The 13,647-nt window shown below is 62.1% G+C and carries 16 protein-coding genes; 8 read left to right on the top strand and 8 right to left on the bottom strand.

The genetic code is table 11. The features are described from left to right. Positions 1-80: 80 nt before the first annotated feature. The 3 genes from CP556_RS08285 to CP556_RS08275 form a co-directional block, all read right to left on the bottom strand. Positions 81-1,055 carry an ABC transporter permease gene (locus CP556_RS08285; RefSeq protein WP_098725185.1) on the bottom strand — a complete coding sequence of 325 codons (975 nt, stop codon included), beginning with the start codon at positions 1,053-1,055 and terminating at the stop codon, positions 81-83. Beyond that, the gene (locus tag CP556_RS08280) at positions 1,052-1,984 is read right to left on the bottom strand and encodes an ABC transporter ATP-binding protein (protein ID WP_098725184.1); all 933 of its coding nucleotides are present in this window, start codon (positions 1,982-1,984) and stop codon (positions 1,052-1,054) included. The genes CP556_RS08285 and CP556_RS08280 overlap by 4 nt, the downstream gene beginning before the upstream one ends. A 119-nt stretch (positions 1,985-2,103) precedes the next feature. Beyond that, positions 2,104-2,373, bottom strand: a complete 270-nt coding sequence (locus tag CP556_RS08275) for a DUF7967 family protein (protein ID WP_098725183.1) — start codon at positions 2,371-2,373, stop codon at positions 2,104-2,106. Between the two features lie 166 nt (positions 2,374-2,539). Here CP556_RS08275 and CP556_RS08270 point away from each other — a divergent pair, with 166 nt between their 5' ends. Together CP556_RS08270 and CP556_RS08265 are read left to right on the top strand one after the other, a co-directional pair. Beyond that, positions 2,540-3,316, top strand: coding sequence for a hypothetical protein (locus CP556_RS08270; protein WP_098725182.1), 777 nt, complete (start codon positions 2,540-2,542; stop codon positions 3,314-3,316). 26 nt (positions 3,317-3,342) lie between these two features. Continuing rightward, entirely contained in the window at positions 3,343-5,100 is a 1,758-nt protein-coding gene (locus CP556_RS08265; RefSeq protein ID WP_098725181.1) for an excinuclease ABC subunit C, read from the top strand. A 101-nt stretch (positions 5,101-5,201) separates the two neighbouring features. On the opposite strand, the gene CP556_RS08260 is transcribed toward CP556_RS08265, so the two are convergent. Next, positions 5,202-5,498 carry a HalOD1 output domain-containing protein gene (locus tag CP556_RS08260; protein ID WP_098725180.1) on the bottom strand — a complete coding sequence of 99 codons (297 nt, stop codon included), beginning with the start codon at positions 5,496-5,498 and terminating at the stop codon, positions 5,202-5,204. A 233-nt stretch (positions 5,499-5,731) separates the two neighbouring features. Between CP556_RS08260 and CP556_RS08255 the strand changes: the two genes are divergently transcribed. From CP556_RS08255 to CP556_RS08235, 5 genes are all read left to right on the top strand, one after another. Then, positions 5,732-6,028, top strand: a complete 297-nt coding sequence (locus CP556_RS08255; RefSeq protein ID WP_098725179.1) for an SUI1 family translation initiation factor — start codon at positions 5,732-5,734, stop codon at positions 6,026-6,028. A gap of 118 nt (positions 6,029-6,146) precedes the next feature. Beyond that, positions 6,147-6,671: a GNAT family N-acetyltransferase gene (locus tag CP556_RS08250; protein WP_098725178.1), complete on the top strand. Its 525-nt coding sequence runs from the start codon at positions 6,147-6,149 to the stop codon at positions 6,669-6,671. A gap of 215 nt (positions 6,672-6,886) precedes the next feature. Continuing rightward, the gene (locus CP556_RS08245; protein WP_098725177.1) at positions 6,887-7,369 is read left to right on the top strand and encodes a GNAT family N-acetyltransferase; all 483 of its coding nucleotides are present in this window, start codon (positions 6,887-6,889) and stop codon (positions 7,367-7,369) included. A gap of 100 nt (positions 7,370-7,469) precedes the next feature. Continuing rightward, complete coding sequence (gene nrfD / locus CP556_RS08240; RefSeq protein WP_098725176.1) at positions 7,470-8,792, top strand: NrfD/PsrC family molybdoenzyme membrane anchor subunit; 1,323 nt, start codon at positions 7,470-7,472, stop codon at positions 8,790-8,792. Between the two features lie 293 nt (positions 8,793-9,085). Next, on the top strand, positions 9,086-10,309 hold the full coding sequence (locus CP556_RS08235) for a putative manganese transporter (protein ID WP_098725175.1): 1,224 nt from the start codon (positions 9,086-9,088) through the stop codon (positions 10,307-10,309). A gap of 112 nt (positions 10,310-10,421) precedes the next feature. On the opposite strand, the gene CP556_RS08230 is transcribed toward CP556_RS08235, so the two are convergent. The 3 genes from CP556_RS08230 to CP556_RS25240 all read right to left on the bottom strand — a co-directional run bounded on the left by CP556_RS08230 (position 10,422) and on the right by CP556_RS25240 (position 11,921). Beyond that, a complete protein-coding gene (locus tag CP556_RS08230) occupies positions 10,422-10,844 on the bottom strand; it encodes a hypothetical protein (RefSeq protein ID WP_098725174.1) in 423 nt (140 codons plus the stop codon). A 106-nt stretch (positions 10,845-10,950) separates the two neighbouring features. Beyond that, positions 10,951-11,382 (bottom strand): hypothetical protein, encoded by a 432-nt coding sequence (locus CP556_RS08225; protein WP_141551650.1) that lies wholly within the window; start codon positions 11,380-11,382, stop codon positions 10,951-10,953. Positions 11,383-11,573: 191 nt separating this feature from the next. Beyond that, positions 11,574-11,921, bottom strand: coding sequence for a hypothetical protein (locus CP556_RS25240; protein WP_141551649.1), 348 nt, complete (start codon positions 11,919-11,921; stop codon positions 11,574-11,576). A 12-nt stretch (positions 11,922-11,933) separates the two neighbouring features. Here CP556_RS25240 and CP556_RS08220 point away from each other — a divergent pair, with 12 nt between their 5' ends. Continuing rightward, positions 11,934-12,365, top strand: coding sequence for a hypothetical protein (locus tag CP556_RS08220; protein WP_141551648.1), 432 nt, complete (start codon positions 11,934-11,936; stop codon positions 12,363-12,365). Between the two features lie 276 nt (positions 12,366-12,641). On the opposite strand, the gene CP556_RS08215 is transcribed toward CP556_RS08220, so the two are convergent. After that, positions 12,642-13,490, bottom strand: coding sequence for a hypothetical protein (locus CP556_RS08215; protein WP_141551647.1), 849 nt, complete (start codon positions 13,488-13,490; stop codon positions 12,642-12,644). Positions 13,491-13,647 lie beyond the last annotated feature (157 nt).

The raw sequence follows: 13,647 nt of genomic DNA, 5'->3' as shown, positions 1-13,647 counted from the left end.
GTGACGTAAACGAAGTCCCCGAAAACGAGTGACGCCCGTTTCGACAGTCGATCGACGATTGCTAGCTTCAGCAGACCCGCTCAGAGATCGACGCGATCGAACCGGGAGAGTGCGATTACGGTCGGAATGACGATCCAGAGCAACAGGATCAGGAACGAGAACCAGTCCTGCAGGAATATCGGCAGTTCACCACCGAACATCTGTGCACTGGCGACGGACTGGTTTTCGAGGGCGTCGACGTCGGTAAGCAAGGTCAGCCCGTTGGTGTACGCCTGTCCGGGATCGAGGTTTATGATGAAGTACGCCCAATCTTCGGGCCGGGTGAGTTCAAAGGTTCGTCCCCCCGACTCCACCGTGTACGTGACGGTGTCGAAAAAGAGGATTTCGCGCTCGCCGAGCAGGCCGAAGACACTCTCCAGACTGTTCCAGATGACGTAGAACATGAGGAAGACGCTACCCATCGCGGCTCCGGCGATGGTCGTCGAGCGCGTCAGCGAGGAGAGCGTGACGGCGATGCTCATGTAGGCGACGCCGTAGATGATCGACATCGCGAGCAGCCCGGCGTAATCGACGATATCGAAGGCACCGAGCAACGCCGCGACGACGACGGCGGCGAGCACGAAGCCGACTGTCAGTGACAGCGAGAGGACGGCCGACCGTCCGAGCAGTTTCCCGAGCAGCACGTCCTTTCGAGAGTGGGGCAGCGAGAGGAGGACTTTGATGCTCCCGGACTCGCGCTCGCCCGCGATCGACTTCCAGCCCAGGACCAGCGCGATCAGGGGGACGACGACTTTCGTGATCTGGCTGACGAAGACGACCAGCATGTCGGTCGTCGCTCCCTGCGCTGCGATGTCATTGCCGAAGTACGAAAGCGCCCCGGTCACGACGACCAGGAGCGCGAAGAAGAACGCGCTCAGCCCCCAGAACAGCCACGAGCGGACGGCGTCCTGAAAGTCCTTCTTCGCGACCGCGCGGACGCTCTCGAGGTTGATGGAACTCGAGGCCGAGCCGCCCGAATCCACCGATCCCGTTCCGGTACCCGTATCGGTGCTCATCGCGCGTGCACCTCCGTCCCGGCGTCGGTCGTATACGACTGGAAGACGTCCTCGAGCGACGCTTCGGTCGTCTCGAAGTCCCGGACCTCGATGCCGCGGTCCTCGAGCGCGGAGAGGACGGCCGTCTTGGAGCCGTCGACGGCGACGACGACCGTCGGCGGACTCTGCCCTTGGACGGTGGCGTCACTGACATCGGGAAGCGAGCGGACCGCCTGCAGCGCGTCGTCGTCGATCCGATCGACGGTGACCCGTAGCGTTGTTCCGCCTTCGACGGAGTCGCGCAGTCCCTCGACGGAGTCGACGGCGACCATCTCGCCCTCCCGGAGGATGCCGACGCGGTCGCAGACCGCCTCGACCTGTTCCATGATGTGACTCGAGAAGAAGACGGTCGCGCCCCGCTCGTTCTCCTCGCGGACGATCTCGCGCATCTCGCGGGCCCCGTTGGGGTCGAGCCCGGTCGAGGGCTCGTCGAGGATCAGCAGGTCCGGCTCGCCGACCAGCGCCATCGCGAGCATGAGCCGCTGGGCCATCCCCTTCGAGTAGCCGCCGGCCTTCCTGTCGATGGCGTCGACCAGGCCGACTCGCTCGAGCAGCGCTTCGGGGTCGTCGTCGGCGTTCTTCGAGTCGATCGCGAACTCGAGGTGCTGGCGGGCGGTAAGCCGGTCGTACAACTCGACGCCCTCTGGGAGGACGCCGGTTCGTTGTCGGATGTCCCGGCTGTAGCGCTGGGCGTCCATTCCGAGAACGCTGACCTCGCCGGCCGTCGGGCGGGCGAAGTCCAGAACGATGTTGATCGTCGTGGATTTACCGGCGCCGTTGGGACCGAGGAAGCCGAACACCTCGCCCTCTTCGACCCGGAAGGAGAGATCATCGAGTGCGACGGTTTGACCAAACGACTTGGTCAGGTTGTCGACTGTGATAGCGGGCATGGAAAAGTGGTCGTAGCGTTGCCCGATAAGGTTTGTGACATCACCATTACAGTTGTATTCAACGGTTTCCGGCCGTTATGCGTCGATATCGCCGATTTGCATGCTGAGAGTTAGCACGGTTAGATCGGATCGTCGGGATCGTACTGCTCGGCGGTCCGTTCGATCTCCGTGGCGTAGCGTTCGCGGGTCTCCTCGTCGGCGACTGGCTCGAGTTCGTCGTCGGGGATCTCCGCGGCCGCGGTGACCGTCGACCCGGTCTGTAGCGACGTCGCGGATCGCTCCCGTTGCTGGTAGCGCGAGCCGTCAGGCGTCGCGTAGACAATCGTCACGAGGTTACGGTTATCGAACGTTCGTTCGACGAGCCAGCACTGAACCGTCGAGTCACTCATACGCGTCCGTTGACGGTCGAGCACCGAGAAAGTACCGTGTCGAACCCGTCCCGACTGTCGAGCCCCTTCCGTCGGTAGTGGATCCGCCCCGAAGGCGCGCCCTACTCGCGCGAACGGGCACCGACGTACTTGAGGGTCGACGGTGGAGCAGTGATGACGATCACCGATGGCCGAGACCCGAAGCGAGCGCGTCGCACAGTGGAGTGAACACGCCGATCAGCTGTGTGACGACGGGGAGAGCGTCGAGCGACGCGTCGACCTCGAGAACGCGACGGTCGTCGTCACGAACCGTCGCGTCATGACGTTCGTCCCGGACGCGGACGGGCCGGAGTTTCGCCACGCCGAGCGGCCGAACGTCGGGACCGTGAGCGTCGAAACGGTCGACCGGTTCCGTCGGCTCTGCTGGGGAATCGCCGCCGCTTTCGTCGGCGTCGGGTTGCTCGAGGCGGCGAGGGCCGTCAGCTTCGTTGATTACGTTCCGGCGTCCGGACTCCAAGACACCGGCCCGTTCCCGGGATCGACCGCTATCGAGCGCCTCGTCGACGGCGCGCTCTCGGCGATCGAAACGGTCCTCCTGGTGCTCGACTGGGGCGTTCTCCTGAGCGGCGTCGGCGCGCTGGTCGTCGCCGTCGCCCTGGTCTGGCGCTACGTCCGCTCGCGTTCGCGCCGGATCGTCCTCCGGGTTCGCGGCGGGAACGACATCGTGGTCCCCGTCAGCCGGGCCGATCTCGAGACCGATCTGATCGCCGAGATCGAGACCGCAATTCGACCGAAAGCGGCGTCAGAATCGGCGTCTGCGTCGATGGGGGCGTCGACGCTCGAGGAGAGCGCCGATATCGACGGCGGTCGCGACGAGGGGCTGCGGGACGATCCGCACGATGACGAGCGGGCTCGGACGGACCGACCCGACGCGGAGTGGCTCGGGGACGAGGAGTCAGGCTGAAACCTCCTGACTCCGTAGGGCGGCCGATGAACGCCGACGCGGTTCGCGAGCGCGCCGGATCGTTGCCCCGAGAGCCCGGCGTCTACCAGTTCCGGGAGGACGGAACCACCCTCTACGTCGGGAAAGCGATCGATCTCCGCAGCCGGGTCCGATCCTACGCCGATCCCCGCAGCGCGCGGATCCGTCGGATGGTCGACCGCGCCGACGGGATCGAGATCGCCGTCACCGACACCGAGACGCAGGCGCTGCTGCTCGAGGCGAACCTGATCAAGCGCCACCAGCCACGCTACAACGTCCGGCTCAAGGACGACAAATCGTATCCGATGGTCCAGCTGACGGCCCACGACGCCCCGCGGATCGAAATTACGCGCGATCCTGATGAGTCCGCGACCGTCTTCGGCCCCTACACCAGCAAGACGCAGGTCGAGACGGTCGTGAAGGCGCTGCGGGAGACGTACGGCGTGCGGGGCTGCTCGGATCACAAGTACGCGGGCCGCGAGCGGCCGTGTCTGGACTACGAGATGGGACTCTGTACCGCGCCCTGCACTCGCGAGATCGACCTCGAGCGCTACGCGCAAGACGTCACCGCCGTCGAGCGCTTCCTCGAGGGCGAGACCGGAATCCTCACGGATCCGCTCCGGCGGGAGATGGAAGCCGCCGCGGAATCGCAGAACTTCGAGCGCGCGGCGAACCTGCGGGACCGACTCGAGACCGTCGCGGCCTTCCACGGCGAGGGCGGCGAGGCGGTTCAGTCGACCGGTGACGAGCGGGGCGTCGACGTGCTCGGCGTCGCGATCGAGGGCGAGGACGCGACCGTCGCCCGACTGCGCGCGGAACGCGGTAAACTGATCGACCGGGACCGGCACACGCTCGAGGCGCCCGGCTCCGCGGGGGTCGACGCCGACGGCGGGGCTGACGGCGTTCCGAGCGTTCTGGCGGCGTTCATCGTCCAGTACTACGCCGAACGCGAACTGCCCGACGCCCTGCTCCTGCCCGAGCGCCACGGCGACGACGAGGTCGCGGCCTGGCTCGAGGCCGAAGGGGTCGCCGTCCGGGTCCCAGGCGCGGGCCGAGAGGCGAAACTCGTCGAACTCGCGCTGAAGAACGCCAGACGCAACGTGGGTCGTCGCGACGAGTGCGGCATGCTCGCTGACGCCCTCGAGATCGACTCAGCCCGGCGGATCGAGGGCTTCGACGTGAGCCACGCCCAGGGGAAAGCGGCGGTCGGCAGCGACGTCACCTTCGTCGACGGCAGCGCCGAGAAGGCGGACTACCGGCGGAAGAAGCTCACCGACCAGAACGACGACTACGACAACATGCGCACCCTGCTCGAGTGGCGCGCCAGCCGCGCCGTCGAGGACCGCGACGACCGGCCCGACCCCGATCTATTGCTGATCGACGGCGGCGAGGGGCAACTCGATGCCGCCCGCGACGCGCTCGAGACGGTCGGCTGGGACGTGCCCGCGGTGGCGCTGGCGAAAGCCGAGGAGCGCGTGGTCACGCCCCGTCGAACGTTCTCATGGCCGAGCGACGCGCCGCACCTGCACCTCCTCCAGCGCGTGCGAGGCGAGGCCCACCGCTTCGCGGTGCAGTACCACCAGACCGTCCGCGACGAGGTCAAAACGGTGCTCGACGACGTCCAGGGAGTCGGCCCCGAAACTCGAAAACGGCTTCTGGGACGGTTCGGCAGCGTCGAGAACGTTCGGGACGCGAGCCTCGAGGACCTCCGAAGCGTCGAGGGGATCGGCGAGAAGACCGCCGAGACCATCAGATCGAGACTCTGACAGCCGCTCGATCACGCGGTCTTTCGCTCGAGACGTGCGTTTCCGGAGCCCTGTTGTCCGCCGAACTCCCGTTGCCCGGTTCGTCCCACCCCGCCGGACACCTACGCTTCGGCCACTATCCGGACATCTCCGCCGTTACGGACGCGGACGACGTATCCCTCGTACGTGAATTCGACAGTCACGTCGCAATCGTGTCTGTCCGAATGGGCCATCAACTGTTCCATCGCGGCCGGGTCGATCGTTTCGTACAACGGATCGAGGTCGTGTTCGGGAACTCCTTCCATCGCAGCGATGGCGCGGAGGAGCGCGACAGTCGTCGGTTCGTTCGCGTGCTCCGCGACCAGAGTTCCGGCTCTGTCATCGGCGGCCGGGTCTTCGCGGTGGTGGTCTCGGTGCATTCACCGAATACGGTCTTGCCGGAGATTTCAGCCTGTTCCCATGTTATTTGGAGTGTGAACATCCGAGTTAATCGCTCACGGGGAAGCGAGGGTCCAACGGACGGCCCGAACGACGGGAGAGTGACGGAGTCGAGCCGGGAGAAGCGATACCGTCCGGCGAACTGACCTCTCGAGCCTGGGACCGTTGCAACGGCAAGGACAGGGCTATCCTCGCACACGTCCCATGCGAAGATATGGCAGACAACGACGACCTCGACGACCTGCTCGACGAACTCGACAGCCAGGGGGACCTCGAGACGTCCCAGCAAGTACTGTCGCTGCGGACGGAGAGTCGGCGCTACGACAAACCGGTGACGATCATCGAGGGCTTCGACCTCACACAGTCGGAAATCGAATCGACCGCCTCGGACCTCAAGAGTTCGCTCGGGACGGGCGGAACGGTCGATGAGGGTCGTATCGAACTGCAAGGCGACCACCGTGATCGCGTCCCGGAACTGCTTCGGGATCGAGGGTTCGACGTTCGAGAGTGACCCCCGCTGGGAGCGGCTCCGCTCTACCCGTATGTTACGCGACGACCGAGTCACGGCTCCGTTGGCGCGGTCGCCTCGTGGCAGCGTGTTATTTATGTCCCACGTTCGATGATGAGGTATGAACGTTCGATCCGCGACGTCCGACGACTTCGAGGCGATCACAGCCGTCGCCCGCGACACCTGGCACGACACCTACGACGAACTCGAGGCCGACATGATCGATCGGACCGTCGACGACTGGTACACCGACGACTCGATGCCGCTCGAGGCTCCCGGGACGGTCGTTCTCGTCGCCGAGCGCGCGGAGGAACGGTCCGCGGATGGGAGTCGGACGGAGTCCGACGAACGCGACGGCGACCTCGTCGGCTTTACCCACGCGGTCGTCCAGGGCGAGACGGCCGACATCCTCCGGATGTACGTCCACCCGGACCACCAGGGCAAGGGGATCGGCTCCGAACTCCACGAGCAGCTGATGGCGGAGATCGAATCCCAGGAGGCCGAGCGGGTCCGGTCGTTCGACTTCGCGTTCAACGACGCCAGCCGCGCTTTCTACGAGGGACTTGGCTTCGAGCAGACCGACGAGGGAGAAGTCGAAATCGACGGCGAGTTCTACCCCGAGGCGGTCTACACGCTCGAGCTGTAGGCGGCGGTTTCCTCCGGTCGGAACTGACTCGAGCGAGGGATCGGTCGTCCGCGAGGACCGGGTTCGTTCCCTGCCAGTGCACCGATAGTAACAACTGAAACGGTTCACACACCGATCGCACAGCAGTCGTGCAATCGGGTGTACAGTGACGTTCAGCGGCTCCTATAACACAGTGAGGTGATACCACTTTGGTACTCGCTGTCGTATCCCATCGCATGGAGATCAGACCAGCCACCCGCGACGATCGCGAACAGATCAGGGCCGTCGCCCGCGAGACGTGGCACGACACCTACGACGAACTCGACGATGAGACGATCGACGAGACGATCGATGAGTGGTACGGCGACGAGGCCCTCGAGACGGCGCTGTCGAAACCCGGTACCGCCTTCCTCGTTGCAGAAGCCGACGGCGACCTCGTCGGCTTCACCCACGGCGTCGTCACGGCGGAGGAAGGCGACATCCTTCGGATGTCTGTCCACCCGGGCCACCAGGGCGAGAGGATCGGAACCGCGCTGTACGAGCGGCTGCGAGAGGATCTTCGGGACTTCAACATGGAGCGAATGCGCGCGATCGACCTCGCCTCGAACGAGAGCGGCCGGGAGTTCTACGAGACCCACGGGTTCGAACCGACCGACGAGGACGAGGTTGAAATCGGCGGCGAGCAGCGACGGGAAGTGGTCTACACGCTCGAGTTGTAGCGCGCGACGGCGACGAAGCGGATGGAACTGATCGCTCCAAGACCTTGCAAATGCACCGCACGGACGCAAGTGAGGCGCTGGTGTGGTCCTCCATAGCACGATGGGGACGAAAACGCCGAGCGAGGCCGACATTCTGCGGCCGATCGGAACGACCTCGAAAACGTACTTCGCGATGGTCGCCGTGGCGGGACTGGCGCTTCTCGCCTTCCTCGTCGGCTGGGCCTACCAGCTGCAGGAGGGCCTAGCCGTCACCGCGCTCGGTGACTGGGGGAGCGGCGGCGGCGTCACGTGGGGAATCTACATCGGCGCCTTCATCTGGTGGGTGGGCATCGCCCACGGCGGGATCATCCTCTCGGCCGCGGTCCGTCTGCTGGGGATGGATCGCTACATGCCGGTCGCACGACTCGCCGAGTTGCTGACTCTCGCCGGGCTGTCCGCGGCGGGCTTTTACATCATCGTCCACCTCGGCCGGCCGGACCGGATGGTCACGAGCGTCGTCGGTCACTACCACATCACGATCCACAACTCGCCGCTGGTGTGGGACGTGACCGTCATCACGGCTTACTTCGTATTGACGGCGACCTATCTCTCGCTCACCCTGCGTTACGACGTCAGCCGACTGCGCGACCAGCTTCCCGACCGGCTCGATCCGATCTATCGGCTCATCACGATCGGTTACACCAAGACGGAAGATCGGATCGTCCAGCGTATGGTCTGGTGGCTCGCGCTCGCGATCATCATCATGGCCCCGCTCTTGCTCCACGGCGGCGTCATTCCATGGCTGTTCGCGGTGATCCCGACGATGCCGACCTGGTTCGGCGGCGTACAGGGGCCGCAGTTTCTCACCATCGCGCTCACGTCGGCCATCAGCGGCGTGATCATCCTCGCCTACTCGTTTCGCTACGCCTACGACTGGGACCACATCTTCACCGACGACATCTTCCGCGGACTGCTCCTCTGGCTCGGCTTCTTCTGTCTGCTCTTCCTGTGGCTGCAGCTCCAGCAGAACATCACCGGGCTATTCGCCGCACCCGTCGACCTGACCGTCGCAGCGCTGGCCAGAGCGACCAACCCCATCTACCTCACCTCGATGTCGCTGGTCTTCCTGACTCTGTCGTACATTTTCGCCCAGACGCTCCGGCCGACGCTGTTCACCAAGCGACGGGCCGTCATCTCCGGCCTCGCCGTCCTCACCGCGACGATCCTCGAGAAGGTGCTGTTCGTCGTCGAGGGGTTCCTTCACCCGACGTTCGATATCTACGCGGCCGTCCCGGGCGTCTACATCCCGAGCCTGATCGAACTCGCGTCGATCTTCGGGACGATCGGCATGGTCTGTCTGTTCTTCCTCACCGTCGCCAAAATAGTTCCCGTGGTCGAACTCCACGCGATCAAACACCTGCGTGAGGACCACGAGAACGAATGACAGTCTCCCCGGCGTGAACGCCGAGGTTACCTCGCGCTGAATTAGGCGGGGCCGCGTGACGACGAGCGAGACCGACCGCTCCCGTTCTCTCGTGGGAATGAAATCGAGGGAAACGACCGGTACGGCTGAGCTGACGGCCCGAAGACGGGGTAAACAAACGTGAGCGAAGCGGCGACACCGTATGCGAACGACCGGCAACAGCCACCAGCAACTTTTTATCCTACTATACTAAACCTATTTTTAGAGATGTCTAATCTTTGGGTACCGAGCGCCCAAACCGGAAGTGAGACGCCGTGAACGAACTGCTCGAGGTCCTCCTCGCATCGCTCCGGGACGGCTACGTTCAGGTGAGCGCGTTCGTCGCGGTAACGGTACTGGCCTTCGGTCTGCTCCAGTACGCGACCGACGGGGCCGTCATCGGCGCGATAGAGGACAACGAACGATTGCAGGTGCTGTTCGGCGGCCTCCTCGGGCTGACTCCCGGCTGCGGCGGCGCGATCGTCGTCATGCCGCTGTACGTCCGCGGGACGGTCAGCTTCGGGACCGTCGTCGCGACGCTAGGTGCGACCGCGGGCGACTCGGCGTTCGTCATCCTCGCACTGGCCCCCGAAGCCGCACTCTACGCCTACGCCATCGCCTTCGCGGCCTCCGTCGCGACCGGCTACCTCGTCGACGAAGTCGGACTGGGCGTCTCGCGGGTCGACGCTGCCGTCGCGAAACTCTCGCCAGCGATGGCCGACGGCGGCACCGTGGTCAACAGCGGCGTCGGGCCGAATCCGGCCCACGATTACGGCGGCCCGGCCCCCACCCACGCCCATGAGTCGGGACCGGATCGACACTCTCGAGTGCTCACCCCGCTCTCACACCTCGCGCACGTCCTATGGTGGGGAGCCGCCATCTCGGGGCTCATCTTTGGAAGCCTCTACCTGCTCCGCGGCGGCCCCGAGGTCGCGCTGTCGCTCGGCCTCGGCTTCGATGGACTGTTCACCGTCACCGGCATCGTCGGCGCGGTCCTGTCGCTGTACCTCTACGCCGTCGGCCGCCACTACGTCGGAGAGGGGGAAATCGCCCGGGCTCGAGACTCCTTCGGCTCCGTCTACGACACGCTCACGCACGCGGCGATTGAGACCAGTTTCGTCACCGTCTGGGTGCTCGTGGCCTTCCTCGTCTACGAGTACTTCGTCCTCTTCAGCGGGGCGAACATCGCGACTCTCGCCGCGGCGGCGGGCGTGCTGGCACCGATCGGCGGCGCGGTTGTCGGGCTGATCCCCGGCTGTGGCCCCCAGATCCTGCTCTCGAGCGTCTACGCCGAGGGCGGCCTGCCCTTCTCCGCGCTGAGTGCCAACGCGATCGCCCAGGACGGCGACGCCCTGTTCCCGCTGCTGGCCGTCGACGCCAGGGCCGCCATCATCGCGACTATCTACAACTTCCTGCCCGCCGTGGTCGTCGGCGTCGCGCTCCACTTCCTGTGGGGGCCGGTTTTCGGCATGGCCGAGTTCGGATTCGGCGTGCTGTGAATTTTGTACAGAATCCTCGCAGCAAATATCGACGACAATTAGTGGAATCTCCGTATCAAAATGGGGGTAGCTTCAATCTCGGTAACCGGGGCAGTCACAATAGTTTCGAATTCTATTTCACCATCCTTTCGATGATCTTCGACTCTCCCGCGTTCCCAATCACGTTCCCAATTTCGGTTTTCGTGATCGAAGTTGTCTTATCAATGTACTCCCAACCGTAGCCGCGGTCATAGCCATCCTGCTCATAGATGGCCCCGCTCAGGAGCGCGATCTCGAGGTCATCCGGCGTCTCCCATGCATCCTCAGTCTCGGCACCGATGTTAACGCTCGAGCTGAACGTCTCTGTGGTCACGTCGCTCCCATCATTAAGAACGGTCTCTTGGGCGATTCCGTAAACTGCTGCGCCGCCGAGGGCAGTAGTGATCATGATGCCACCGGTGCCGCTCGAAACGGGTTCCGGGGTGGCGACCAACCCGGCACCCACAGCGACCGACGCCTCTACGACCCGGGGTTTGTTCCCCGAAACGTCGATCACGTATTCTGCCTCCGCACCGGCCTGATCGCTGACGGTTATCTCGACCTTGTCGGGCTTTTCGATGAGCGCTCCGTAACTGGAACTTCTACCGGGTGAGAGATAGATTTTATGCCCACTCTTCCTGAGAAACTACTTGTGAGATGATTTCTTGGAAATGTTTCCGTTTGTACTCAATACGTCGCTCGAGTGATCTCGCAGTGATTTCACTCTTTGTTTGCTGATCAATACCATGTTCAACAGCGTCCGAAACCGTCAGCATGAATGACATATTGATTTCAAATTCGGGTTCGGCGATCCAGCCGATCACGTTGTCACAGCCTTCGTAATAGCTGGCTGCCATATCATACGCATCCGTCCAGTCCTGACGGTCTGCAATCACTCGGAAGTCACCAATATATTCCCACATGATCCCCTGCTGGGGTTCGTACGCCGCAGTGTAGTCGCGAATTTCTTCTGCAAGGAGGATTCCCTGCGAACACCGCATACGGCACCGTTTGATCGTCTCTGCAAGCCGGTAACATAGTGCCGCAGCAAGCATCGATCGCAGTCCGCGTGCAGTATTTACCTGTCCGTGATCTAGCGACTCGCTCGCATAATTTGCGTGCCCGAGGGCCTCGTGAGCAGCAGCAGTATAATAGTGTCCCGCCTGGGCGAACGCTCCATTCGCTCGATGCTCACTTGCTTGTTCTCTGTACACCCTGTAACTCTCAAACGACATTATATTGTTAACTAGTATATTTTGCGCAGTATATCGTTGATATCATTTTCTAGATATTCATCCACATCCGATCGCGTCTCTGCATATATTACGGTACTCACCTCATATATTACCCCGCCTAGTGTATATACCTTGATTATCCACCACGTTCCATCATCCATCTGTTTTACATAGAAGTCTAGTTCCGATCCTTCCCAAATTCCGTCAGCGTTCTCACTTGCATTGACTAATTCCTCGTAGGTTATCTCTTTTCCCTCTCGAATCGCATGTTCTTCGTCCTTGTCAATGTACACCTCGCGGCCGAGTGGATCTTCGACAGTGTCGTAAGCCGACGCACTGATGATCATCCCCTCGAGCACGCGCAGAATGATTTGCCCGTCTCCACCCGGGTTATCGCCGATAATCAGGTCATAGCGACCGTCTTCCTCGATCGCGTTCGGCGCACGAACGATCTCACGGACATCCTCGTGTTGATTGATTCCCGGGAGTTCTTTGATCTGCTCCCACCCGTGCTTGCGCTCGTGCCCATCGTGGATCTCGTGTTCGTAGACAGCCCCACTTGGGAGCGTGATCTCGAGGCCGTCGACCTCTTCCTGCCACAGTGGTTCGGTGACCGGAACGGACTGAACGTACGCTCGTTGGCTGGCCTCGCCGGCTGCGGAGCCGGTCGTCTCGGCCTACACGGCATACCCGCCGGCGGCGACAGCATCGCTGGCAACGACCGCAGCACTCGAGTACTTTGTAGCGGCTACCTCATAGGCGGTAGACGCTCCGTGGAGTCCACCTGCCGGCTGCTTCAGTGAGATTACCAGATTGGCGGAGATATCTAGCTTCTTTTGAAAGGTTCCGTGCTTTTTCCTTCATTGCTAGCAGTTGATGTCGTTTCTTGGTTCGCTTCCATCTTCTATACTTTTAGCCAACGTTACTACCCTCCCAGTGAAGCGGGGAATTTTGGACATGAAGCATCCGCCGTTTCCCGCTTCAACTCCCTAGTTGTAACGGATCAACTCGACGCTGTCTATCGATTCACCAGAGCCAAATAGTGGAAATGTCTGGTGGGAGTCGAAATTTCAAATAGGTTATCTTTCTGCGTACGCAGACTCTCGGAAGGCGAACTCCGCACAGTTCGAGAAGTAGATATCGTTTCGCCCTTGCGGTGCGCTCCCTGAGCTACTTCCCGAACAATTCCCACATTGTGCTAAATCAGAGTACGCGTTTCGGTCAGCCATCACCGATCGAACGCCCCGAATGCTCGTTCCCAGCGCGTGTTGTGCCTCGTAGTCGTTCAGGTCACCATCGGCGCGACTCTGGGCCTCGTTACCGCCGATATACATATGGATAAACTGATGTAACCCTCGATTGATCATATTCGGGGCGTGCCAAAACGTCGATTCGTACGAGACAGCCGATATTTCACGGCGATCGCTGTTCCAAGCGTTCCCTCCTCTGTTGTGGGTCGATCCGTCGAACGAGTTGTTGATCACGTGGTAGTGAATATCTTCATCAAAGCCCTCGTCGGAGAGCCGATCACCAATGGCGCTCGAATCGTTCGGCCCAGTGTAGGTGACGTCAGTCTCGTTGTACTCGATCCAGAATCCTTTGAACCAGTCGAATCTATTGTACAACTGCTTCAGACCAGTGTACACGCCGTCTCGACACTCACGGGACTTGGCACTCGAATTGCACATGTCCACGATGGACACGTGAATTGAGTCCCAACTGCCGCCATACTCTGCATTACCAACTGAGTATCCGTGTGTCTGTGCTTCAGCCGAAGTCGTCGCCGCGGCAAACCCGGTGAGGGCAACCGCTCCCGCACCACTTTTCCGGAGAAGCCCGCGTCTTGACGTCGTTCCGTGCTCGTTTCGCGATGACGACTGTTGGTTAGCGCTTTGTTCCGTTCCGTCTGGTTTCGATTGCTCGTCCATCTTCCTGAACACCGTCTTGTCTGAAGTCGTTGTGACCGACTTCAAATACATATTATTTTTCTGGGATGTAAATTTTACCCAAATAATAATACTATGAAAATTGTTTTGTCGGCGAACACCGGCAGCTGGACGATCACAGTGAATATCCACAGTTCGG

Source organism: Natrinema sp. CBA1119 (assembly GCF_002572525.1).
Taxonomy (GTDB): domain Archaea; phylum Halobacteriota; class Halobacteria; order Halobacteriales; family Natrialbaceae; genus Natrinema.
This window is presented reverse-complemented; position numbering and strand designations above follow the sequence as displayed.

What these genes read in the sequence shown, in the direction of transcription:
- CP556_RS08285 (WP_098725185.1), bottom strand. Translation starts at nt 1,055, where the DNA reads ATGAGCACCGATACGGGTACCGGAACGGGATCGGTGGATTCGGGCGGC.
- CP556_RS08280 (WP_098725184.1), bottom strand. Translation starts at nt 1,984, where the DNA reads ATGCCCGCTATCACAGTCGACAACCTGACCAAGTCGTTTGGTCAAACC.
- CP556_RS08275 (WP_098725183.1), bottom strand. Translation starts at nt 2,373, where the DNA reads ATGAGTGACTCGACGGTTCAGTGCTGGCTCGTCGAACGAACGTTCGAT.
- CP556_RS08270 (WP_098725182.1), top strand. Translation starts at nt 2,540, where the DNA reads ATGGCCGAGACCCGAAGCGAGCGCGTCGCACAGTGGAGTGAACACGCC.
- CP556_RS08265 (WP_098725181.1), top strand. Translation starts at nt 3,343, where the DNA reads ATGAACGCCGACGCGGTTCGCGAGCGCGCCGGATCGTTGCCCCGAGAG.
- CP556_RS08260 (WP_098725180.1), bottom strand. Translation starts at nt 5,498, where the DNA reads ATGCACCGAGACCACCACCGCGAAGACCCGGCCGCCGATGACAGAGCC.
- CP556_RS08255 (WP_098725179.1), top strand. Translation starts at nt 5,732, where the DNA reads ATGGCAGACAACGACGACCTCGACGACCTGCTCGACGAACTCGACAGC.
- CP556_RS08250 (WP_098725178.1), top strand. Translation starts at nt 6,147, where the DNA reads ATGAACGTTCGATCCGCGACGTCCGACGACTTCGAGGCGATCACAGCC.
- CP556_RS08245 (WP_098725177.1), top strand. Translation starts at nt 6,887, where the DNA reads ATGGAGATCAGACCAGCCACCCGCGACGATCGCGAACAGATCAGGGCC.
- nrfD (WP_098725176.1), top strand. Translation starts at nt 7,470, where the DNA reads ATGGGGACGAAAACGCCGAGCGAGGCCGACATTCTGCGGCCGATCGGA.
- CP556_RS08225 (WP_141551650.1), bottom strand. Translation starts at nt 11,382, where the DNA reads ATGCTTGCTGCGGCACTATGTTACCGGCTTGCAGAGACGATCAAACGG.
- CP556_RS08215 (WP_141551647.1), bottom strand. Translation starts at nt 13,490, where the DNA reads ATGGACGAGCAATCGAAACCAGACGGAACGGAACAAAGCGCTAACCAA.